The sequence below is a fragment of the Paenibacillus sp. MER TA 81-3 genome (assembly GCF_023713585.1).
GTDB lineage: Bacteria > Bacillota > Bacilli > Paenibacillales > Paenibacillaceae > Paenibacillus_B > Paenibacillus_B profundus.
Map to the genome: position 1 here is coordinate 184,626 of NZ_JAMAWB010000008.1, position 22,505 is coordinate 207,130.

The 22,505-nt window shown below is 48.9% G+C and carries 17 protein-coding genes, 1 pseudogene and 1 CRISPR repeat array; of the genes and pseudogenes, 15 read left to right on the forward strand and 3 right to left on the reverse strand.

The genetic code is table 11. The annotated features are described in order from the left end of the window. Positions 1 to 14 precede the first annotated feature (14 nt). The 7 genes from cas3 (at position 15) to cas2 (ending at position 8,222) form a co-directional block, all read left to right on the forward strand. Positions 15 to 2,498 (forward strand): CRISPR-associated helicase Cas3', encoded by a 2,484-nt coding sequence (gene cas3, locus M3650_RS13585; RefSeq protein WP_251575446.1) that lies wholly within the window; start codon positions 15 to 17, stop codon positions 2,496 to 2,498. A 252-nt stretch (positions 2,499 to 2,750) separates the two neighbouring features. Beyond that, positions 2,751 to 3,470, forward strand: coding sequence for a type I-C CRISPR-associated protein Cas5c (gene cas5c, locus M3650_RS13590; RefSeq protein WP_251575634.1), 720 nt, complete (start codon positions 2,751 to 2,753; stop codon positions 3,468 to 3,470). Further along, positions 3,467 to 5,386, forward strand: coding sequence for a type I-C CRISPR-associated protein Cas8c/Csd1 (gene cas8c / locus M3650_RS13595; RefSeq protein WP_251575447.1), 1,920 nt, complete (start codon positions 3,467 to 3,469; stop codon positions 5,384 to 5,386). The genes cas5c and cas8c overlap by 4 nt, the downstream gene beginning before the upstream one ends. Then, a complete protein-coding gene (cas7c, locus tag M3650_RS13600) occupies positions 5,383 to 6,246 on the forward strand; it encodes a type I-C CRISPR-associated protein Cas7/Csd2 (RefSeq protein WP_251575450.1) in 864 nt (287 codons plus the stop codon). The genes cas8c and cas7c overlap by 4 nt, the downstream gene beginning before the upstream one ends. Beyond that, positions 6,236 to 6,907 (forward strand): CRISPR-associated protein Cas4, encoded by a 672-nt coding sequence (gene cas4, locus M3650_RS13605; RefSeq protein ID WP_251575454.1) that lies wholly within the window; start codon positions 6,236 to 6,238, stop codon positions 6,905 to 6,907. The genes cas7c and cas4 overlap by 11 nt, the downstream gene beginning before the upstream one ends. Continuing rightward, positions 6,891 to 7,922 (forward strand): type I-C CRISPR-associated endonuclease Cas1c, encoded by a 1,032-nt coding sequence (gene cas1c / locus M3650_RS13610; RefSeq protein ID WP_251575456.1) that lies wholly within the window; start codon positions 6,891 to 6,893, stop codon positions 7,920 to 7,922. Before cas4 ends, cas1c begins: the two co-directional genes overlap by 17 nt. Before the next feature lie 9 nt (positions 7,923 to 7,931). Further along, the gene (cas2, locus tag M3650_RS13615; RefSeq protein WP_233695269.1) at positions 7,932 to 8,222 is read left to right on the forward strand and encodes a CRISPR-associated endonuclease Cas2; all 291 of its coding nucleotides are present in this window, start codon (positions 7,932 to 7,934) and stop codon (positions 8,220 to 8,222) included. Between the two features lie 188 nt (positions 8,223 to 8,410). Next, positions 8,411 to 9,512: direct repeats of the CRISPR family, unit length 32 nt; unit sequence GTCGCATCCTACGCGGATGCGTGGATTGAAAT. A gap of 285 nt (positions 9,513 to 9,797) precedes the next feature. Here cas2 and M3650_RS13620 read toward each other — a convergent pair. Next, positions 9,798 to 10,821 (reverse strand): annotated as a pseudogene (locus tag M3650_RS13620) (IS3 family transposase). A 994-nt stretch (positions 10,822 to 11,815) separates the two neighbouring features. Between M3650_RS13620 and sigK the strand changes: the two are divergent. Both sigK and M3650_RS13635 read left to right on the forward strand, forming a co-directional pair. Beyond that, positions 11,816 to 12,523 carry an RNA polymerase sporulation sigma factor SigK gene (gene sigK, locus M3650_RS13630; RefSeq protein WP_019422569.1) on the forward strand — a complete coding sequence of 236 codons (708 nt, stop codon included), beginning with the start codon at positions 11,816 to 11,818 and terminating at the stop codon, positions 12,521 to 12,523. 222 nt (positions 12,524 to 12,745) lie between these two features. Then, entirely contained in the window at positions 12,746 to 13,414 is a 669-nt protein-coding gene (locus tag M3650_RS13635; RefSeq protein ID WP_251575460.1) for a carbohydrate-binding family 9-like protein, read from the forward strand. A gap of 72 nt (positions 13,415 to 13,486) precedes the next feature. Here M3650_RS13635 and M3650_RS13640 read toward each other — a convergent pair whose 3' ends face one another. Both M3650_RS13640 and M3650_RS13645 read right to left on the reverse strand, forming a co-directional pair. Further along, positions 13,487 to 13,879 carry a VOC family protein gene (locus M3650_RS13640; protein WP_251575462.1) on the reverse strand — a complete coding sequence of 131 codons (393 nt, stop codon included), beginning with the start codon at positions 13,877 to 13,879 and terminating at the stop codon, positions 13,487 to 13,489. Between the two features lie 670 nt (positions 13,880 to 14,549). Beyond that, positions 14,550 to 15,404 carry a hypothetical protein gene (locus tag M3650_RS13645; RefSeq protein ID WP_251575463.1) on the reverse strand — a complete coding sequence of 285 codons (855 nt, stop codon included), beginning with the start codon at positions 15,402 to 15,404 and terminating at the stop codon, positions 14,550 to 14,552. A 437-nt stretch (positions 15,405 to 15,841) separates the two neighbouring features. Between M3650_RS13645 and spoVAC the strand changes: the two genes are divergently transcribed. The 6 genes from spoVAC (at position 15,842) to M3650_RS13675 (ending at position 22,482) form a co-directional block, all read left to right on the forward strand. Further along, positions 15,842 to 16,339, forward strand: a complete 498-nt coding sequence (gene spoVAC, locus M3650_RS13650; protein WP_019422565.1) for a stage V sporulation protein AC — start codon at positions 15,842 to 15,844, stop codon at positions 16,337 to 16,339. Positions 16,340 to 16,383: 44 nt separating this feature from the next. Continuing rightward, positions 16,384 to 17,394, forward strand: a complete 1,011-nt coding sequence (spoVAD, locus tag M3650_RS13655) for a stage V sporulation protein AD (RefSeq protein WP_019422564.1) — start codon at positions 16,384 to 16,386, stop codon at positions 17,392 to 17,394. 9 nt (positions 17,395 to 17,403) lie between these two features. After that, a complete protein-coding gene (gene spoVAE, locus M3650_RS13660; RefSeq protein WP_026011174.1) occupies positions 17,404 to 17,754 on the forward strand; it encodes a stage V sporulation protein AE in 351 nt (116 codons plus the stop codon). A gap of 242 nt (positions 17,755 to 17,996) precedes the next feature. Further along, on the forward strand, positions 17,997 to 18,953 hold the full coding sequence (locus M3650_RS13665) for an AAA family ATPase (protein WP_251575464.1): 957 nt from the start codon (positions 17,997 to 17,999) through the stop codon (positions 18,951 to 18,953). A 2-nt stretch (positions 18,954 to 18,955) separates the two neighbouring features. Then, entirely contained in the window at positions 18,956 to 20,209 is a 1,254-nt protein-coding gene (locus tag M3650_RS13670; RefSeq protein WP_251575467.1) for a DUF58 domain-containing protein, read from the forward strand. Positions 20,210 to 20,214: 5 nt separating this feature from the next. Beyond that, positions 20,215 to 22,482 carry a DUF4129 domain-containing transglutaminase family protein gene (locus M3650_RS13675; RefSeq protein ID WP_251575636.1) on the forward strand — a complete coding sequence of 756 codons (2,268 nt, stop codon included), beginning with the start codon at positions 20,215 to 20,217 and terminating at the stop codon, positions 22,480 to 22,482. Positions 22,483 to 22,505 lie beyond the last annotated feature (23 nt).

Here is a 22,505-nt window from a genome sequence, read left to right on the forward strand (position 1 = left end):
AAAGGGGTGCTGAAATGCAATCAATTGCTCATATTCGGGCGAGCGATAAGAAGGTGCAAACCGTGGAACGGCATTTGCTGGAAGTGAAGACGCTGGCGGAAGAGTACGGTAAAAAATTGAATATTCCTCATGTCACCGGGCTGGCGGGCATGCTTCATGATATGGGGAAATATACGGAGAAGTTCAGGACATACATATTGGAGGCTGTAAGCGGAGCCGAGGATCGGCTGCGTCGGGGGGATGTTGATCATTCTACGGCCGGAGGGCGGTTGCTTTATGATCGTTTTCATGCGGATGCGAAAGCGCCTTATAAAGCGATTTTGGCTGAGGTTGTAGGCAATGCGATTATTTCGCATCATTCCTATTTGCATGATTTTCTGGATCCGGATTTGGAATCTCCTTATTTGAGGCGGGTTGCTTGCAAAAAGTTGGAGGAGTTTGATCAGAGCGTCGAAGCCTTTTTTACACATGTCATGAGCGAGCAGGAGTTCCAGGGATATGTGGATCAGGCCGCTGCGGAAGTGGAACAATTTCTGGCCAGAGTACCTGCCAAAACTATAGAACTGAAGCTTATGCTCCTGACGAAGTTCGTATTTAGCGCATTAATTGATGCTGATCGAACGAACACGAGATGGTTTGAGATGGGAGAGCCGGACGAGCCGGAACGGAACACTAAAGAATTGTTTTCAAGTTATTATGAAAGGCTGATGGAGCAGATTCATTCTTTTAAGAAAAAGAAGGACGCCCATACGCCGATTGCACTGTTGCGAAGCGAAATGTCCGAGCTATGCGAACGTTTTGCCGCGAAGCCGTCTTCTATTTATACGTTGTCGATTCCAACTGGGGGCGGCAAGACGCTGGCCAGCTTGAGATATGCCTTGAAGCACGCGTTAACCTTTGACAAAAAACGGATTATTTATGTCGTCCCTTTTACGACGATTATTGAGCAGAATGCAGCTACGGTACGAAAAATATTGCAAGATGAAGCGAATATCCTGGAGCATCATTCCAACGTCGTAGAAGTCGAGGTGGAGGAAGACGACGAGGATCAGGACGGGCTGGCGCTGACTGTGCGGCAAAAGGCGAACCTGGCTAAGGACAATTGGGATGCGCCGATTATTTTTACGACGATGGTGCAATTTCTGAACGTGTTTTTTGCGCACGGGAGCCGGAACATACGGAGGCTCCATAACTTGTGTGATGCCGTCATTATATTTGACGAAGTGCAGAAGGTGCCTACGCATTGCATTTCGCTGTTCAACCAGGCGCTGAACTTTTTGAAGGAGTATGGCGGCTCCAGTATCGTGCTGTGTACGGCGACGCAGCCAGCGCTGCAGTTCGTGGAGCAGAAGCTGGAATTGGCAGAGGACGCTGAGATGATAAGCAATCTCGATGAGGTAATTGATGCGTTCAAGCGTGTTGATTTGATCGATAAAGCTACCGAGCGGGCCTGGAGTACGGAAGAATTGGCATGCTTTGTCCAGGACACTATTCAGGAAGCAGGCAATATTCTGGTCATCTTGAATACGAAGTCGGTCGTTAAGTCGTTGTATGAGCGGTTGGAGGCGATGCGGGAACAGCATCAGTTCGGCGAGGACGAGGAAATCTTTTTGTATCATTTGAGTACGTCGATGTGTGCCGCCCACCGGTCTGCCATTTTAGAAAAAGTAAGGGCGCATCTTGAGGCCGAGGAAAAAGTGATTTGCGTCAGCACGCAGTTGATTGAAGCCGGAGTAGATGTCAGCTTCGAGTGCGTTATACGCTCCCTAGCCGGATTGGATTCGATCGCGCAAGCGGCGGGACGGTGCAATCGGCATAGGAAGGATGAGATCCGGAACGTCTACATTATCGACCACGCGGAAGAGAATCTGAAGCATTTGAAGGAGATTCAAATTGGCAAGGAACTCACACGCACGATGCTTGTCGATATGAAGCGGGATGCGGCGGCGCATGGAGGCCATTTATTGTCGCAGCAGGCGATGGAATTTTATTTTCAGAGGTTCTATATGAGGATGGAAGCGGATTTGAATAATTTTGTACCTAAGCTGTACAAAAATATGACGGACTTGCTATATGCCGGACGGTATGAAACGGACAGCTATTTCCAGGCCTATCACAAGAAGAAGGAAGAGGAGAAGGCGAAGGACACATGGCTGCCGCTAGTTCTCGCCAATAGCTATGGCACCGCGGCGAAATATTTTCATGTTATTGACGATTATACCCGTGCTGTCATTGCTCCCTATGGAGAGGGAGGCAAGAAAGTGATTGCCGACCTGAACGGAAGCGGCACGATCGATGATTTGACGCGTCTGCTGAAGCAGGCGCAGCAATTCACGGTCAACCTGTATGAACACGATCTCCGCCAGTTGGATCGCAGCGGCGGACTGGAGAGTTGTCTGGACGGAAAGGTGTTCGTATTGAAAGAGGGAGCCTACAGCGAGTATTTTGGAGTTGAGCTGAACAGCGACAGCGCCATGGGATTTTTAGGTTGTTTCTAAAAGAGTGAAGCCTATCTTTTACAGATAGGCTCCTAATAAAATACTATATTTTTCAATCCGCGCTATTCTAGCGACAATATAAGCTATTATAGCATAACTAAGGCATTTGAGAATGCGGACATTTTTTGATTTTCTGTTCAGGTCTGAAACAAAAAATTCATATAATATTTTATTAGATTAATATTGACCCTGTTAAGAAGAGAGTATAGTATAAAAGATGTAGGAAAATTATGGAAAGGAGGCGGCGCGTTGATACGCAACAGCATTGAGTTCGAAGTGTTTGGGAATTACGCGTTGTTTACAGATCCGTTAACGAAACTGGGCGGGGAGAAGATGTCATATCCAGTCCCGACGTTTCAGGCCTTAAAGGGAATTTCGGAATCTATTTATTGGAAGCCGACGATTCTTTTTATTGTGGATGCAGTTCGCGTAATGAACCCGATTCGGATGGAGTCCAAAGGAGTCCGGCCGATTGATTATGGAGGAGGAAATACGCTTGCGTACTATTCCTATTTGAAGGATGTTCGCTACCAATGCCGGGCTCATTTCGTGTTCAACCCGAATCGGCCGGACTTGGAGTATGATCGCGACGAAAATAAACACCACAATATTTTGAAGCGCGCGTTGCGGGCGGGAGGACGCCGGGATATTTTCTTGGGAGCAAGAGAATGTCAAGGTTACGTAGAACCATGCGAGTTTGGCGCAGGAGAGGGCTTCTATGACAATTATGGCGAACTTCATCTCGGAACGATGGTGCACGGCATTAACTATCCCGACGAGACAGGAAGGCAGCAGATGGAGACGAGGTTATGGAACCCGGTCATGAAGGATGGCATCATTGAGTTTATCACGCCGGAACAATGCAAGCTTGTTCGCCCTGTGGCGCAGATGGAGCCAAAGCGGTTCGCGGCAGGGGAGAACGAGGCGGTTGAGGAACTGGAGGCTCGGCTGGAAGCGGAGGGAAGCCGATGAGCTGGTTGCAGCAATTATATGAGACGTATGAGTTGAACCTTGATCGGGTCGGGGTTGTCGAGAAGAAGCATAACGGGCAGGAATTTACGCTGCTTCCGATTTCTCATACGACACAGACGGCGCATATTGAAGTTCGTGTTACGGAAGACGGAGAATTCCATTCAGCCATCGTCGTTGACAAGAGCGATGCCAGTACTTTGATTCCGTGCACAGAGGACTCCTCCAGCCGTTCGGGGACTGCCGTATTTCCTTATCCGTTGCATGATAAGCTAAGCTATGTGGCTGGGGACTACATTAACTATGGCGGACAAGCCAAGAAAGCGGATCAGTTCAAAGCCTATATCGAAAAGCTGGAAGAATGGGCTTTATCGCCATTTTGCCATCCTCATGTGGCCAGTATTTTTACGTACCTGAATAAAAAAAGGCTCGTTCGCGATCTGGTCGAAAAAGAGAACCTGTTGTCCCTCGATGGGAACGGGTGTCTGCTTGGGAAATGGGATAAAAAATACGGTGACGAGAAACCGCCGTTGTTTGGCGTGCTCAATGGCGAACAAGAAAGCGCATTCATTCGTTTTACGGTCTACTCCCCGGTTCGGCCGCTTAAGGAAGTGTGGAAAGATCCGGAGGTCTATGATTCGTTCATCCGCTACTATAACAGCAAGCTGAGCAACAACAAGCTGTGTTATGTGACGGGTCAATTGGTGCCAGGTACGGACAAGCATGCGAACAAAATACGAAATCCGGCAGACAAAGCGAAGTTGATCTCGGCCAGCGATACAAGCGGCTTTACGTTCCGGGGCCGGTTCAGCAGCAGCCAGGAAGCGGCGGGCATTAGCTATGAGGTATCGCAAAAAGCCCATAATGCGCTGAAATGGCTGATTAACCGCCAAGGGAAAATCATTGATGGGCGCGTATTTCTCGTGTGGTCGAACGATGCGGTAGACGTGCCGGGTCCCGGAGAGGATACCTTTGCCCTATTTCCGGAACAAAGCGCGGCGCATAAAAGGGAGTCTTTCACGAACGAAGGGCTGGCGCGGGACATTGGGAGCGCCCTGGCTGGGTATGGAGCAGGACAGAAGCTGTCGATTACGAATCCCGCTGTGAACCTGTTGATTCTTGATTCTGCCACGACCGGGCGCATGGCGGTGCTCTATTATCGTAATCTGGACAAGAAGCATTATTTTGAGAAGCTGGTGGAATGGCATTCCAGTTGTGTATGGCTGCACCGTTATCGCAAAGATGAGAATGGTGATTATGTTCAATTTTTCGGCACACCGGCGACGAAAGATATTGCTTATGCCGCTTACGGTTCTTCAGCCAGCGACAAGCTCATAAAAGGGCTGATGGAACGCATGCTGCCGTGCATGGTCGACGGCGTCAAAATTCCGGCGGATATTGTGAATAGCGTCGTTCGCCGGGCGTCCAATCCGGTGGCGATGGAGAAGTGGGAATGGGAGAAGACGCTGAGCATTGCTTGCTCGTTAGTCAATAAAGCTTATGAGAAGGAGGGGTTCCAGGTGGCGCTGGACAAGGAGAATACGGACCGAAGCTATTTGTTTGGGAGATTGCTGGCGGTGGCTGATATTTTGGAACGGCGTGCGCTAGGTTCGGAAGAGACGCGCGCAACGAATGCGATTCGCTATATGAATTCGTTTGTGCAACATCCAGAGCGGACATGGAAGGTGATTCAATCGAGTTTGCATCCGTATCAGATGCGCTTAGGGGCGAAATGTACGGATCTGTTGAGATTGATGGGTGAAATTATAGATAAATTCGAGTTTAAGGATTTTGATGACAGGTCTTTATCCGGAAAATATGTGTTAGGGTACTTTAGCCAAAGACATGATTATTACCAAGGTAAGAAAAGTGAAACCAATCAAAATCAACAATCCAACGAAGGAGCGAACGAACAATGACAATTCTCGATCATAAAATTGATTTTGCGGTCGTATTCTCAGTCACGAAAGCGAATCCGAACGGCGATCCGTTAAACGGCAACCGGCCGCGTCAAAACTATGACGGTCATGGTGAAGTGTCGGATGTGGCGCTGAAACGGAAAATTCGAAACCGGCTGCAAGATCTCGGCGAGCCTATTTTTGTCCAGTCCAATGATAGAAATGATGATCAGCTTAAAAGCTTGCGCGAGCGCGCAGAAGCAAACGAGGCACTGGCGAAAATATTAAAACAAAAAGACGGTTCCGGCGAAGAGTTTGCGAAAATCGCTTGCGAGCAGTGGATCGATGTCCGCAGCTTCGGCCAGGTATTTGCCTTCAAGGGCAGTGGAGATAAAGGGGTCTCTGTTGGTGTGCGCGGTCCGGTGTCGATACATACGGCAACGAGCGTTGATCCGATTGATATTACGAGTATGCAAATTACAAAGAGCGTCAACTCGGAGCCAGGCAAGGAGAGAGGGTCGGATACGATGGGGATGAAGCACCGCGTAGACTTCGGCGTGTACGTATTTTACGGCAGCATCAATACGCAGTTGGCGGAAAAGACAGGCTTCACTACGGAAGATGCGGAGAAAATCAAGCAGACGCTTGTTACACTGTTCGAAAATGACGCTTCTTCCGCCAGACCGGAAGGAAGTATGGAAGTGCACAAGGTATATTGGTGGGAGCATAGCTCCAAGTTGGGTCAATATTCATCCGCGAAAGTGCACCGCTCATTGCATGTCAGCAAAAACAAGGAAGAACCAAAATCCTTTGAAGAAGACTATGACATTACGCTGAACGAGCTGGAAGGGCTGAAGGTTGAGATCATCGATGGCCTATAATGATGAGGACAACTACTTATTGCTATCGGGCATCCAGCATTTTCAATTCTGCAAGCGGCAATGGGCGTTGATTCACATAGAACAGCAATGGGAAGAAAATGTGAAGACGATCGAAGGGCAACATCTCCATCGCAATGCAGATCAACCGTTCACGAGGGAAAAGCGCGGCGACAAGCTTGTCGTTCGCGCTATGTCTGTCAAGTCGCATGAATTGAAATTGGCAGGTATCTGCGATGTGGTCGAGTTCGTACAAGACAGCTGCGGAGTAGAGATTCGTGGGGCTGAAGGCAAATATATCGCTTATCCTGTTGAGTACAAGCGCGGCAAGCCGAAGACGGATGAATCAGATGTATTGCAACTGGCTGCGCAAGCGCTCTGTCTGGAAGAGATGCTGTTGTGCGATGTACAGACCGGATATATTTTTTATCAAGAGTTGAAGCATCGAATTGAAGTTCCGCTTACGGATGATGTGAAGCAGAGGGTCAGAGTTGTCGCAGCGGAGATGCATGATTATTACAAGCGCAACCATACACCCAAAGTAAAAGGCGGGCCATATTGCAAAAACTGCTCGCTGCAGTCCATCTGTCTCCCAGCTCTGATGAATAAACGGACGGTAAAAAGTTATATTGAGGGGAAGATCAGGGATGAAGCGTCTTCTTAACACGTTATATGTAAACCAGCCGGACGTTTATATGGCATTGGACGGGGACAATATTGTGCTGCTGAAGGGAGAAGAGAAGCTGGGTCGTCTTCCGTTGCACAATCTGGAAGCTATCGTCGCTTTTGGTTATACAGGAGCAAGTCCTGCGTTGATGGGGTATTGTGCGGATCGGAATATAGCGATCACCTTTATGACGATGAGTGGGCGGTTTTTGGCGCGTGTCATTGGACAGAGCAAAGGGAACGTTGTTCTGCGAAAAAAACAATATCTTGTCTCCGAGAATGAGACTTCGTCAGCCCAAATTGCACGCAACTTTATAGTGGCCAAAATTTTCAATCATAAATGGATGATTGAACGAATGACGAGAGACTACCCGCTAAGGATAGATGTCGCTCAGTTCAAGGAGATTTCCGGGCAGTTATCATCCCTTATGCTGGAAGTGAGAGAGTGTGAGGATCTGGAGCGGTTAAGAGGCTTGGAAGGACAGGCTGCGGTCAGTTACAATAAGGCGTTGGGTCAAATGATTCTGCAGCAGACAGACGATTTTTATTTTCGTTCCCGTTCACGCAGACCACCGTTGGATAAAGTGAATGCGATGCTGTCCCTTGCATATACGTTATTAGCGAATGATATGGCAGCTGCCCTGGAAGCGGTTGGGCTGGATGCATATGTTGGGTTCCTGCATCGGGATCGTCCGGGACGGGCTTCACTGGCGTTGGATGTTATGGAAGAATTGCGGGGAATCTATGCAGATAAATTTGTTCTAACGATGATCAATAAGAAAATCGTGAACAAAGATGATTTTTATACAAAGGAAAATGGCGCTGTTCTTATGACAGATGAGGCCAGGAAGAAATTTTTGACGGCATGGCAAAATAAAAAACAAGAGAAAATCATGCACCCGTATCTAGGTGAGAAAATAAGCTGGGGCTTAGTGCCACATGCCCAAGCATTGTTGCTGGCGCGTTATTTGCGCAATGATCTGGATGAATACCCTCCATTTCTATGGAAGTAGGTGTTTAGATTGCTAGTGTTAATCACATATGATGTAAAGACAACGACCAGTGCGGGCCAACGAAGGCTGCGCAGAGTCTCAAAACTGTGCCAGAACTACGGCCAGAGAGTTCAAAACTCCGTCTTTGAATGTAATGTAGACGCTGCTCAATTCGCCAGCCTGAAGATTCAATTGGCGGATATTATAGATCAAAAGGAAGACAGCCTACGCTTCTATCAATTGGGGAACAACTATAAAAACAAGGTTGAGCATATCGGCGTAAAAGAATCAATTGATATGGAGGGGCCACTAATTATCTAGTGCGAATGTATAGTGCACATGAAATCCCCGGGGGATTCGCACCAAGTTTTTTCTATAATATAGGTAAAATCCATTTTGTGGTTTGTCACAAAAATGAAAAAGACCTACTTTTAGACTGATTCTATAGGTATTTTGATTAATTAAATCATATTAAGAACGAAATGTGATTGTCACAATCATTTTTCGCTGTCGCATCCTACGCGGATGCGTGGATTGAAATTACAGCCATCTCAGGATGAATCCATTTGAGCCAGGGTCGCATCCTACGCGGATGCGTGGATTGAAATGTCTTACCCGTCACTGAATCTTTGTATGACGTAGTCGCATCCTACGCGGATGCGTGGATTGAAATTACTGGAGCTGGTGACCAAACGAGCACATCAAGGATAGTCGCATCCTACGCGGATGCGTGGATTGAAATCCAAGCGCTTGGGATTATGAGGGGGTGGCCAAGTCGCATCCTACGCGGATGCGTGGATTGAAATCGTGATGGCAAGAAGTCTATAGAAATAAATGATCAGGGTCGCATCCTACGCGGATGCGTGGATTGAAATGTTTTGACTTGGAGGAGCACGCAAAAAACAAAAAGTCGCATCCTACGCGGATGCGTGGATTGAAATACATTTAAAGGAGAGATAGCTATGAGAAGACATAGTCGCATCCTACGCGGATGCGTGGATTGAAATCATTATGGGTGGCTATATCTTGGAATAGAAAGGTGTCGCATCCTACGCGGATGCGTGGATTGAAATGTTACCAAGCGGAAATGTTCGATTGGTCCGCCGAACAAGTCGCATCCTACGCGGATGCGTGGATTGAAATGATCAGACAACGGGTTTGATTGGGAGAAACATTACAAGTCGCATCCTACGCGGATGCGTGGATTGAAATATCATAAATCTTGCGTAAATACGGGAATTTCTCGTCGCATCCTACGCGGATGCGTGGATTGAAATTTCCAACGATGACACTCCACCATGGGAGCAGCCGTGTCGCATCCTACGCGGATGCGTGGATTGAAATAAACTGTTACTATGGTGAAAATGTATGAAGATGTCGTCGCATCCTACGCGGATGCGTGGATTGAAATTAACAAGGAGGTTGAGAATGGTATGCCACGGAAACAGTCGCATCCTACGTGGATGCGTGGATTGAAATCTTACCAATCATTTTATCCTAGCCTTAATTTCAGTCGCATCCTACGTGGATGCGTGGATTGAAATACTAGTGCGTAAACCATTTTAGTCACCCTCCTATGTCGCATCCTACGTGGATGCGTGGATTGAAATGGAACATGCGACGGAATTATGCTATACCGAACGGAGTCGCATCCTACGTGGATGCGTTTGATTGAAATCGTGTCTATAAAGATCGGGCGGGGGAACTGGGCGGCGTCGCATCCTACGTGGATGCGTGGATTGAAATTATGCGCACAAGGTTAATCAGTTGAGTACGTGGAGGGTCGCATCCTACGTGGATGCGTGGATTGAAATTAACTTCGTTGAAAGTTGCATGAATTGAGTAGAGGTCGCATTGGACTACTGTCAATAGATTGGACACAAAGAATCGAGAGAATTACGCAGCTGAACGGTACATACGTTCGTATTGATTGGGTGTAAAATACCCAATTGAGGAATGGATTCGTTTCCCATTGTAGAAGCAAGCAATGTACTCAAAAATCCGAGCCTTAGCATCTTTGCGGGTCTTGAACTTCTCTAAATAAACGAGTTCTTTCTTCAGTACACTGTGGAACGACTCGATACAAGCGTTATCATAGCAATTCCCTTTACGGCTCATGCTGCCTTTCATCTTATACGTTTTAAGCCGTTCCTGGTACTCCTGAGAAGCATACTGGCTTCCGCGATCAGAGTGATGGAGAACTTCGCCGCGTGGCTTTTGAACTCGGTAGGCTTGATCTAGCGCCTTGATCACAAGTGACTTGGTCATTCGTTCATCCATATGAAATCCTACGATTTTACGGCTGTGTAAGTCCATGACACTGGCTAAATAAAGCCACCCCACATCGGTTGGGATGTAAGTGATGTCTGTCATCCAGATCTGGTTAGGCGCACTCGCTTGAAACTGTAGGTTCAGCACATTTGCGGCGACCGGCAAGTTATGTTTGGAATTCGTAGTCGCTTTATATTTCTTGACCGTACGAGATTTAAGGTCCAGTTCCTTCATGATACGAGCAACAGTTTTCTCGGTTACCTCTATCCCTTGCTTCTTTAGGGTTTCCCAGACTTTCCTGCTTCCGTAAAGATGCTTGTTGTCAAGAAAAATGCGGCGAATTTTCTTTTTCAGCCACTCATGGCGTTTGCTACGCTTGCTTTCTTTTCGCCGAGTCCAATCATAATAACCGCTTCGGGAGATTCCAAATACGGTGCACATCTTCACGACACGGAGCTTGAAGCGGTGATCATGAATAAATTGATAGATCAGCGCGGTCTTTTGCAAAGTAGTGCATCGCCTTTTTTAAGATTTCGTTCTCCTCTTCCAAATCACGAATCCCCTTCTGAAGATCACGCATGGCCTTTCCTTCTTCTTGAATGAGTCGAACGGTTTGCAACTTGAATTCTTTGTCGTACTTTTTCGTCATGTCGGACACCTCGATTAAGAATGATTTTATTTTCGCATTCTCGGTTCTCCGTGTCCAATATTGAGTCTAGCACCACATCCTACGCGGATGCGTGAATTGAAATTTATTTGCGTGATGCGGAATAACCGCGAACGAGAAGTCGCATCCTACGCGGATGCGTGGATTGAAAAAGCATGGAGCATTACGATTCCGCCATGACATGAATGTATTAGAGACTCAACCGCAGTCACTTCTGAGCGGTGCGTAAACAGCAAGCTGATGTCCCGAGAGACAAGAGCTTGCTGTTCTTTGCTTTCCATGATGTTATTGAAAACATACCTTTATAATCTGATATTATCCCCGTATATGAGATATCTTTCAGACTCTGCTGCAAACATCTTCAAACTGAAAAATACTTTTCAATATTAGTTTGGTGAGACTGTATCGCTTCCATTAAAATGCTTTCTATCGTAATCTGTGGTGTTCTTTGAATGAGAGTTACTCTAACCAAGATAAGGTGTTTTCCAAAGCTCCCAATGAACCTCAGCTTCCTCAATCGTGCCCTGTTCGACTGCGTCTCAGCATACCCACTATAAGAAAGTTGGAGTTTGCCCGAGGCTTGTATAGTTCCTTGAGTGAAATTTTTGTTAACAGTAAAATTACCAGAGTATGGAGCGGGTATCCTGATTCAGTCTGGTAATCTGTGAATTTTCAACAGCAACATGATTAGATTGCATGAACAGTGGTGCATATTTTGCTGGAAAAGTGTTTGGAATAGGTACACATTCTCCTGTTGGTTTACTTTGGAATCTTGATGAATCGTATTCTACAGCGTGTCTCAAATACGAGACTTACACCGTATTTACAACGATTAAGAGATGAACTTGACTTAAATCACCGGACTTTTAAAGCGATTCATTTTCGTACATGCACTTCTAGGCCGCCGCCCACATACAATGTATAACTGTGTTGGGAGAAATACAGAACGTCGTCAGACATCTGGAGGTGGCATGGCATGACCGGATTGTTTGCGACGATTGTCTTGTTCATCAAGCAATTGTCGCTCCTTGTGTCCTACGTAAAGAACAACGCCTTCCCGCAGCCACTGGCCGAAGAGGATGAAATGAAGCATTTGCAGCTCATGGCAGCAGGCAACGCTCAGTCGCGCAATACGCTTATTGAGCACAACCTCCGATTGGTGGCACACATTGTGAAGAAGTTTGACAACACTGGCGAAGACTTGGAAGATTTGATTTCCATCGGCACGATCGGACTGATCAAAGCGATTGAGAGCTTTCAACCGAATAAAGGGACGAAGCTTGCGACGTTTGCCGCGCGCTGTATCGAAAATGAGATTTTAATGCACCTGCGCTCACTGAAAAAGACACGCAAAGATGTATCGCTCCACGATCCAATCGGGACAGATAAGGAAGGGAACGAAATTACATTAATTGACATTCTCGGAACAGAAAGTGATGAAGTGGTCGAAAAGGTACAGTTGAAAATTGAAAAGAGTAAAATATACCGCAATCTGGATATATTGGACGAACGGGAGCAAGAAGTTATTCGGGGACGCTTCGGTCTGGATGGAGGCGGGGACGAACGCACCCAGCGGGAGATTGCCAAGGAATTAGGCATTTCACGCAGCTATGTATCACGGATTGAAAAACGGGCGCTCATGAAGCTGTATCATGAATTTTATAAAAATAAAGGCCGAATTTGACCGAGTCCCTGCCTGATACCAACCTGAGGTGTCAGCGCGGGGGTTTCCTTTCCCAGCGCCGTTATTCACTTCCTGCGAAAGGCTTGACGTAATCTTCTTCCATATCGCGTCTCCCTTGGACGGCTGCCTGCTCCAACTATTACTTGAGAATTGAAATTTGCTATAATGGGCAAGTAATTGCAAGGCAAGAAGCATTTTGCTGCAACGAGGGGAGACAACAACATGAATGCAAGTCAGGATGAAAGTAGTGAAATAAAGCAGGAAGGCAAGCCGACATTGCCGCCGCTTCCGGAATATCGGTGTATGTACATTAGCGGAGACGCTCCGGATTGGACCGGGATCGCAGCGATAGAGCTAGCGGATGTGGTGACTGGAGCAGTGCCGCGGATGCGCACCGCCATCCGATCGTGCTGGACGGATACGACACTGCATATCCGCTTTGAATGCGAGGATGATTGCGTGGTCAGTCCGTATACGAAACGCGACGATCCTTTATTTGAAGCTGACGTGGTCGAATGCTTCATCGACACGGCCGGTGAGGGCCGGGCTTATTACGAATTCAATCTCAGTCCGCATAACGTCGTATTCGATTCATACATAACGAACAATCCAGGCGAGCCGAAAGTATTCCATCCGGAATGGGATGCACAGCAATTAGGTACATCCGTCGCTTATGTATCTCAGCCTGAGCGCCGGGTCATTTACGAATACGCCATCGCATTTTCCGATTTGCAGGCTACGCCGCATACAGGGACGGAATGGCGCATCAACTTGTTCCGCATCGACGAGGATGAGCTGGGAACGCGTGAATATACCGCTTGGTCCCCGACCGGCGCCGTCAACTTCCACGTTCCCGAACGGTTCGGCAGATTTCGGTTCACACAGGAATAGGAATGAAGTGTCTCGTCCTCTGGCTCATGCGAGCGGGAGCGAGGCACTTTTTTGATCTTAGAGATGAAGTTCTCAATTTTCCTCAAGCCGCTCAGCATTCAATTCAATAATATTTTGATCCGGATCGAGGATGAAGATTTGCGGGAAACCTGCTTTGCCATACGGTTTTGCTGTGTAGGTTATCCCGCATTGATCAAGCCATTTTTGCGTATTTTCATAACTGGAAACTCTGAGTGCAAAATGTCCATCCTTTGTGTCGATTTCACCTGTACGCAGTGTCTCCCCTTTGTAGACGATGAGGTGCAGCTGTTGATCTGTTGTGCCAATCGCGTACCAAGCGCCTTCAAAATCAAAGGCAGGACGAGGGAGTTCCTGCAGTCCAAGAATCCGTTCATAAAAATCCTTGGAGCGGCGTAAATCCCGCACATTCAAACTAACGTGATGAATGCCTTCAATTGTGATCATGTTAACCCTCTTTTCCCATCAACGATGTACAGTTGTTATGTAAATAATTGATTATACGACCCAATATATGACCAAAAATTTAGCTTGATCCCCACGTCTACAATAAAGCGATATACAAATCAAGGCAAGCGGTTTAATAATGGTGCACCAGCTTCTTTTGAGTGTACATGGTTGACGCTGAACATACGTATTTAGTCGCTTATGCTCATTCTCCCATGCGCTCAGGGAGCATACTGCTTAGAGATTGACCCGTTCAGGAATGAGATCACTACAGAGCTGAACGCGGAAAAAATCAGAGAACGTGATAGGGTGACGAATATTGAACTTATGCCTTCAATCACATGGGTGTGTTTATATAATTCCCTCTGTATTGCCCGTAATTATAAATGAAGTCCCAAAGAGCCTGTTCACTGACATAAGGGGATAGTGGGCAAAGGGAGGAACCGAAGAGAGTCGTAGTTCACCGAAGATAACCGCAAGCCTCCGATATGCCGTTAACGCGTCTGACGTGGCACTTCCTGATGGTAGGGGAGAATGGAGCAAAGAGATCAATGCAGAACATAACCCCCCCTGAGGAAGATCCTCGGGGGGCAATTTGCATCGTTGTTATGGTGTATCGACCGTTGCCAGCATTGCTTGGATGCTAAGCGCATCTGTTGCTTGTACGATATTAGGCTCCGGCCATTTCCACCGTTAAACGCACCCCGCTTGCGGGGTGCATAAACGAAACGGTAAAGGTGGAGGATGCAGCATCCCACTCCCATTCATGAGGATGCTGCTGCCCGTTCCGTTCGACCGTCACCCGTTCGGGAGCGACCGTGGCGGCAAACCGCAGCACAGCGCGCACACCCTCCGGCCCGCGCACGGTGTAGCGACAGGTGCGGAGCGGCTCTTCATTCGTGCTGCTGTCGGCAGGCAGCTCCGTTACCCGTCCCGCGGCCGCTACCAGCACGGGGCGCTCACTCATTGCCGCGTACGCATGATTAAGGTCGACCAGCAATGCTTGATCGCCCGGCTGGATTACTACGTGCGCACGTACGGCGAGTCGGCCGTCGAACAGGTCGACGAAAGGCCCCTCTAACCGGACGGGTTCAGCGCTGACGCTTTCGTCCAGTACGGCGGCCGCCACGTAAGGACCGCGGCAGGCGATAAGCGCATGGCTGCGATCCCACCGCGCGTCAGCGCCGTGAACGGACTGCAGCGCAGCCAGCACCGTCTCGCGCAGCCGATCCGCTCCGGCTTCTGACGAGGAGAATGCCGCCGGATGCTCATGTAGATAGGCGAACGCGCCTTTGCCGACATGCGTAATCAAGGCTTCACCTTCTGGTGGCGCTTCCAGTGGCACGCCTATCGTCTCTAAGAGATGGTGAGCCGGATTGGCATACGAATGCTGGCCTTCACTCCACCATTCGCGCACGCCATGATATGCATCGCTGCCATCGCCGACATACAGCAGCACGCCGCCTGCCTGCACCCATTGCGTCAGCGCGCAGCTTTCCTTCTTTCTGTACTGTTTCTGTTCCATTCTTAGGTTGAGCATTTCGAATATTTCGACAATATTGAGCAGGACGATTCCAAGAGTGAAGCCGACGCTTGATCGCATTGTACACCAATTTACAGATGAAATCCTCCGCCTGCAACGCAGCACGCTTCGCTTACCGAGGAGAGATGGGATGAACGCTTTCTTCCCTCATGCATACACTAACCTATGCCCATGCACTTTGATGCGGCACAGACGATTATTGGAGAGGATGGAGAACTTTGAAGCCGAATGTTTCGTCATTTGACTGTCTGGCCCTTGTGCTGTTTGTGCTGCTTGCCTTGTGCTGCCTCCTGTTGCTTCATATACAAAATGTTACATTTTAACGATTGGCATGCCTAGACATATTCCGAATCGAAAAGACAAATACTGTGATGGAATGAAATAGAACCATAGTATAGTTTGACGCAGGAGGTGGGGGCATGGCAGCTTCAAGCAAATCCCAGTCCGCAAAATGGAAGCTGGGGAATTGGACCCTGTCGGAGCAGGAGTACAAACAAATTGCCAAACAGCGTGAGCCGTCCCGGTCCGTATTCAAAAACTGCATACGGGCTTTTTTGGTCGGCGGCACGATCTGTCTAATCGGACAAGCCATACAACAGATGTACATGACGCTCTTCCATATGAGCGAGAAGCAGGCAACCAATCCGACGGTGGTGACGTTGATTTTGGTATCGGTCATCCTGACATGCTTCGGAGTGTATGACAAAATCGCGCAGTGGGCCGGAGCGGGTTCAGCCGTTCCCGTCACCGGATTCGCTAACTCGATGTGCTCGGCAGCCTTGGAGCATCGCAGTGAGGGACTTGTGCTCGGCGTTGGGGGCAACATGTTCAAGCTCGCTGGCTCCGTCGTCGTGTTCGGAACGGTGGCTGCTTTTGTTGTGGCGCTTGTCTATTACCTGTTCGGTCTTCAACACTAAGGCGAAGACGGACATTCGAGCAAGAAGAAGGAGGAGGCATTCCGATGCAAGTAGGACGCCGTACGTGGCAGTTTGCGAACCGTCCGGTCATTATCGGCACCGCAACTGTCGTCGGGCCGGATGAGGGAGAGGGGCCTCTCGCAGCCGACTTTGATTTTATTCATGATGATTTGGACATGCAGGAGAAAAGTTGGGAGAAGGCCGAGCGCAAGCTGTTGGAGCAGGCAACCCAGTTAGCTATCGTGAACGCGAATATAACGCAGGACCAATTGAATTTCTTTGTCGGCGGCGACTTGTTGAACCAGATTATAAGCAATTCATTTGCCGCCCGTACGCTCGGCGTCCCTTATATCGGCGTTTTTGGCGCGTGCTCTACTTCGATGGAGACGCTGGCGATTGCCTCGCTGCTCGTCGACTCTGGCAATGCGAACTATGCGATGGCGGGGACGTGCAGTCATAATTGCACAGCCGAGAAGCAGTTCCGCTATCCGACGGAATACGGTTCCCAGAAACCGCCTACCGCTCAATATACAGTAACAGGCGCAGGAGCGGCGGTTGTAGCCAAGAAAGGAAAGGGCCCGCAAGTAACCGCAGCGACAATCGGGAAGATTGTTGATCTTGGCATAACGGATCCCTTTAATATGGGAGCGGCGATGGCTCCTGCGGCAGTAGATACCATATTGACGCATTTAAAGGACTTGAATCGATCTCCTCAGGACTATGATCTCATCGTGACCGGCGACTTGGCCAATGTCGGACATCCAATTGCGAAAGACTTGTTCAAAAAGCACGGTGTGCCGATGGATGAAGCCAATTTCCAAGATTGTGGACTCATGGTGTTTGACGTAGAGAAACAAGCTGTGCAAGCCGGTGGCAGCGGATGCGCCTGCTCCGCTGTAGTGACGTACGGACATATTTTGAAGCGCATGCAAAAAGGCGAGCTGCGGCGTGTGCTTATTGCTGCGACGGGGGCGCTGCTATCCCCGCTGTCTTATCAGCAAGGGGAGACCATTCCCAGCATTGCGCATGCCGTTACGATTGAAATGGAAGGATGATATTCAATGATGACTTACTTATGGGCCTTCATTATCGGGGGACTCATTTGTGTGATAGGCCAGCTAATGTTTGATGTGGCTAAGCTGACGCCGGCGCATACGATGAGCATCCTTGTCGTGACAGGCGCGATTGTCGATGGCTTTGGCTGGTATGAGCCGCTGATCGACTTTGCTGGCGCAGGCGTGACCGTGCCGATTACAAGCTTCGGGAACTCGCTCGTTCACGGTGCACTGACGGATTTGAAGTCAGATGGCTGGGTCGGAGCTGTAAGCGGAATTTTCAAGACAACGAGCGCCGGAATATCGGCGGCCATCGTCTTCTCCTTTCTAGCTGCCTTAGTCGTGCGCCCGAAAGGCTAGTATATGTGCGTGTTCAACCTCTATATGTAATGGTATCCATAACGATAAGCTCCGAGCCGATCCATGGCAACGGGGCTTTATTTTTTTGCTAAAGCTTCCAAATCTATTCGGACGATCCGCACATGTACCTTATTCCTAGAATGGTGTAAAATGAAAAAATGTAAGCGCAGCTCATGTGATCCAGCTCATAAGACATATTGTGAATCCGCCAAATTTTTAATATTGAAGGGGAGGTCGTTGCCATGCCATCCTATCATTCACTGCATTCCGTTATGAAGCAGATGCAATCGACATTGGAACGATGTATTTTGGGAAAAGCATTTGAAATTGAATTGCTGCTCACTGCCTTGCTTGCCGGCGGCCACGTCCTCATTGAAGATGTGCCGGGCACAGGCAAGACTCAACTTGTGAAGTCACTCGCCCGTACGATGAATGGACAATTCCGCCGAGTTCAATGTAATCCGGATATACTGCCTACCGATATTACCGGAGTTTTTATTTTTCATCCGAAAGAGCAGCAATTCGTGTTTCGGCCAGGTCCGGTGATGACGAATGTGCTGCTCGTCGACGAGATTAACCGCGCGACGACGAAGACGCAGTCGGCGCTGCTTGAAGCGATGGAGGAGCACCACATTACAGTAGACGGCGAGACATTCGACTTGCCTTCGCCGTTTGTTCTCTTCGCAACGCAGAATCCGATTGAATTCGAGGGGACCTTTATGTTACCGGAAGCGCAGCTTGACCGATTCATGTTCAAGGTTCATCTCGGGTATCCGGACGAGATAACCGAACGGACGATGCTGGCCCGTCACATGGAAGGACTGCCTTCGGAGAGGGTTGAATCGGTGACGGACATTGCTGCAATCAAAGAAATGCAGGAAGCGGTTCGCTGCGTTCATATCGATGATGCGGTCGCTGCATATATCATTGACATTGTGCGCGCGACACGCGAACATCCTCATGTCGTCTTGGGCGCAAGCCCGCGTGCTTCAGTCTCTTTGATGCAAGCAGCCAAAGCCCGCGCTTGGATTCGCGAACGAAGCTTCGTTACGCCAGATGACGTGAAAATATTGCTTCCTTATGCGCTGAATCATCGCCTCGTGCTTGGCATGGAGGCAAAAATGGACGGGATAACTGCCAATCATATTTTGCGGGAAGTGGTGCAGAACATACCGGTACCGATTCGAATGGGGATATGAACATGAATAACATGGAACTTGTTCCACGCCAAGGTCGTTCGCGCAAGCGGTCGATTGTTATCGCGGTTGGAATCTATGTCTCGTGTCTGTTCTATTTTCTATTCCAAGGCGGTAAGACTTCATTTATGCTTCTGTCGATGGCGACGCTCCTTGCGGTCTACTGGTTGTCCGGATTGGCAGGAGGTATTCGCAGAGTAAGCGGAGAACGCATGCTAGGAGCCGGGATGAGCAAGTTCGTTCCTGCACGTTCCAGACTTAATGTATCTGTGAGGATTACCGTCCCTGGCTGGTTTCCGCTTCCATATGTTATTGTGCGAGAGGAATTGTTGCGTTTCGGAGAGCGTTACTATGAGGAAGAAACCGTCGTCACATTGGATGCGAAGCGTACAGTCGTGTTGTCTTATCGTACGCCGTTTTTACAGAGAGGCTGGTACCGTTATGAGGCGACTTCATGCTGTTCACGGGATTTATTCGGTGTGTTCGAGCATCATGGCAAGTTCGAAGCTCCCGCAGCCTTCTATGTTATGCCGACAACCGTATCCATTCCGAGGTGGAATCAGGCGGAGCGGCAGGACGGTCAAGGTCATCTAGAGCAGAACCGCCATATGAGAAGAAGGGAATCCACCCAATTAAATGGAGTGCGTGAATACGTCCATGGCGATAGGCTCTCGCGCATTCATTGGAATGCGACCGCAAAGACGGGGGTATTGAAATCGAAGCAGTTCGATCACGAATCTTTTTCTCCCATTCTCATTGTGTTGGATGTGAGAGCTGCGCTTTACGAGGAAGCGAACGCCTTTGAGACGGCCATAAGCGCGGCTGCTTCATTGGCTGACTATGCTAGAACACATGAGAGGCCAGCTTACATCGCTGCCATTGGCAACGGACTGAAGTGGTGGGATGCCGATACAGTTCGTACGCAGTCGCTATTCTTCAAGCAATGGTTGTCGGCTGTGCATCGGGAACGGACAGAGCAGGAAGATGGCCGCATTTACAAGCAGCTTATGGAGCATAGCTTACGCTTAAATGGCGCTGCGGTTGCTTGGATTAGCGGCGGATTAACAGGCGAGGACATATCAGCAGTCAGTTCCTTTTTCAAGGCAGGGGGATATGGCACTTACCTTCACATTCATGGCAGCGATTATGCCCCGGCAGACAATGCTCGGATTCGAATGCTTGGGAAGCATCGATTCCAATATATTCCGCTTGGCCAACTTCAACAGTTGCCTCAGCTGCTGGGAGGTGAGGCACGTTGAATCTCGTGAGGCGATCGAACACGACGAAGCGTTCGGCATCACAGAAGCCGCCTTCGTCAACGAAGTACTTACAGCAGTTTCTGTTCTCGTATTGGGATGAAAGGCTAGTATGGACTTGCCTAATCGCAATGTGCTGGCAATGGATCGTCATGCTTGAGCCGTACTGGTTCGAAGAGACGATTGTTATGTCCAAGGCATCCTTGATTGTGCTCTGGGTCGCTTCTCTCCTCTTTCCCAGACATTTTTCCGGGAGACTCTTCATCGGTCTTCCTCTAATTTTGTGGGTCGTCTATAAAGAACTCATTCAATACGATCTATGGGTTGCCGGCAGCAAAATATCGGAATCATTTGTTTCCTTCCATCCTTATATTTGGTTTGTGCTCGGCTTGTGGCTGGTCTACGAAGCTATTGGCCAAATTGTCAGAGGAAGCGGCAGGGTTATTATTTGGCTTCTTATGCAAATTATCGTATTTGGAATATTAGACTCCTTCACGGAAACGATGCTCTGGGAGCAAGTGGCTTGGATTGTCGGCGCTTCATTAGTGTGGCTCATTACTTTGCATTTTGGACAAATGAAGCAGCAGTACCCCCATATGTGGCGCAACTCGTTGCGTTATCCGCTTCAAATGGGGATGAGTGCCTTCTTTATCATTGCCGTTATCATGTCTATCGGAGTTAGCGTGCCAGAGTTCGAACCGATTTTAACGGATCCTTATACCGCTTGGAGTAATCGCTACGGCGATGGTGACAATATCGTCAAGCGAATGATGTCGGACGTCACAGGCTCCAACGATGCGCCGCGCACGAGCACATCGGGGTACAGCCAGCAGGATAGCCAGCTCGGGAACGGGTTTCAAATGGACTATATGCCTGTTATGACCGTACAATCCGATGCGAGAGGATACTGGCGGGGTGAGGCAAAGGAGCTGTACACCGGGCAAGGCTGGAGGGATCTGAACCGGACCGACGGGCAGGAACGAGTGAAAACAAACACGCGTATTGAATCGGAAGGTGCGCCATCTAGCGATATACAGACCCGTGAGATTAAGCAGACATTCCATATGTTGAGCGGACAACCATATCCGGTGCTGTTCGGCATGCAGGCGATTGAATCCATTAACGACATTAAGACCGAAAATATCGGTGAACTCTGGTGGAATGGAAGAGATAGCGAGATTCATTATATGGGTTCGCCAAGTGCTCCATATCCGGAGAGCTACACGGTGATTTCCCGGGTTCCTGTCGTGTCGGAGGAGAAGCTGCGCCAAGCTTCTGCAGGTGATGACAACGCCGCAGAGCATCTCGGCTTCAGCAAGTACATTCAACTTCCGGAGAAGCTGCCGCCCCGTGTGCGCGATCTTGCCGAGCAGTTGACGGCTGATGCGACGAACAATTACGATAAAGCGAAGCAAATCGAGAGCTATTTGCGCAGCCAGTTCCAGTATACGAATACACCGGATATCTCACTGCGCACCAGTGAAGATTTCGTAGATGGGTTCTTGTTTGAAGTGAAGGAAGGGTATTGTGATTATTTCTCAACGGCGATGGCCGTGATGCTCCGCTCGGTCAACGTGCCGACCCGCTGGGTCAAAGGCTATGCGCCAGGCGTGCGTGAAGGGATGAGCGAGCATATGATGCTGGGCCAATTCGATCCTGATTCCGGTGGAACTTTCCGTGTAACGAATGCAGATGCTCATTCATGGGTGGAAGTGTATATGGGCGATTACGGTTGGATCGCATTTGAGCCAACACCTGGATTCAGCTTGCCTCGATGGGAACCGAAGGAAGAAGAGAAGACTGAACCAATAGCGGAGCAAGAGAAGAACAAAGAGAAGGATGAGGACAAATCAGCTCCGGGCCAGCAAGATCAGACACAAGCGTCTTTACCGGCTTGGGTGACAACAGTAGCTCGAATCATCGTCCTTGCTGTCCTTATCGGTACGCTTGTGCTTCTCTTATGGAGATGGCGGTCGGTTGGTTTCTCGCTGCGGTGGATCCGCATGTTGAAGCGCAATCTGACGCCTGATGAAAAAATTGTTCTGGAGACCGAAATGTGGATCAGTTATTGCCGCCTGAAGGGGTTGCGCAAAGCGCCGCATGAAACGGTTCGAGAAGCGGCCTTCCGTTGGTGTAGAGGCAATGATGAACGCTATGCCTCCGTCAATACGATCGTTCCGCTGTTTGAACAAGCAAAATATGGTCACGATCTCACTCAGGAAGCAGATATTGAGCGATTGAAAGCTGCTGTCCGTCAGTTTAAACGGGCGGGATGATTATAGAACGTAACGAATGGATA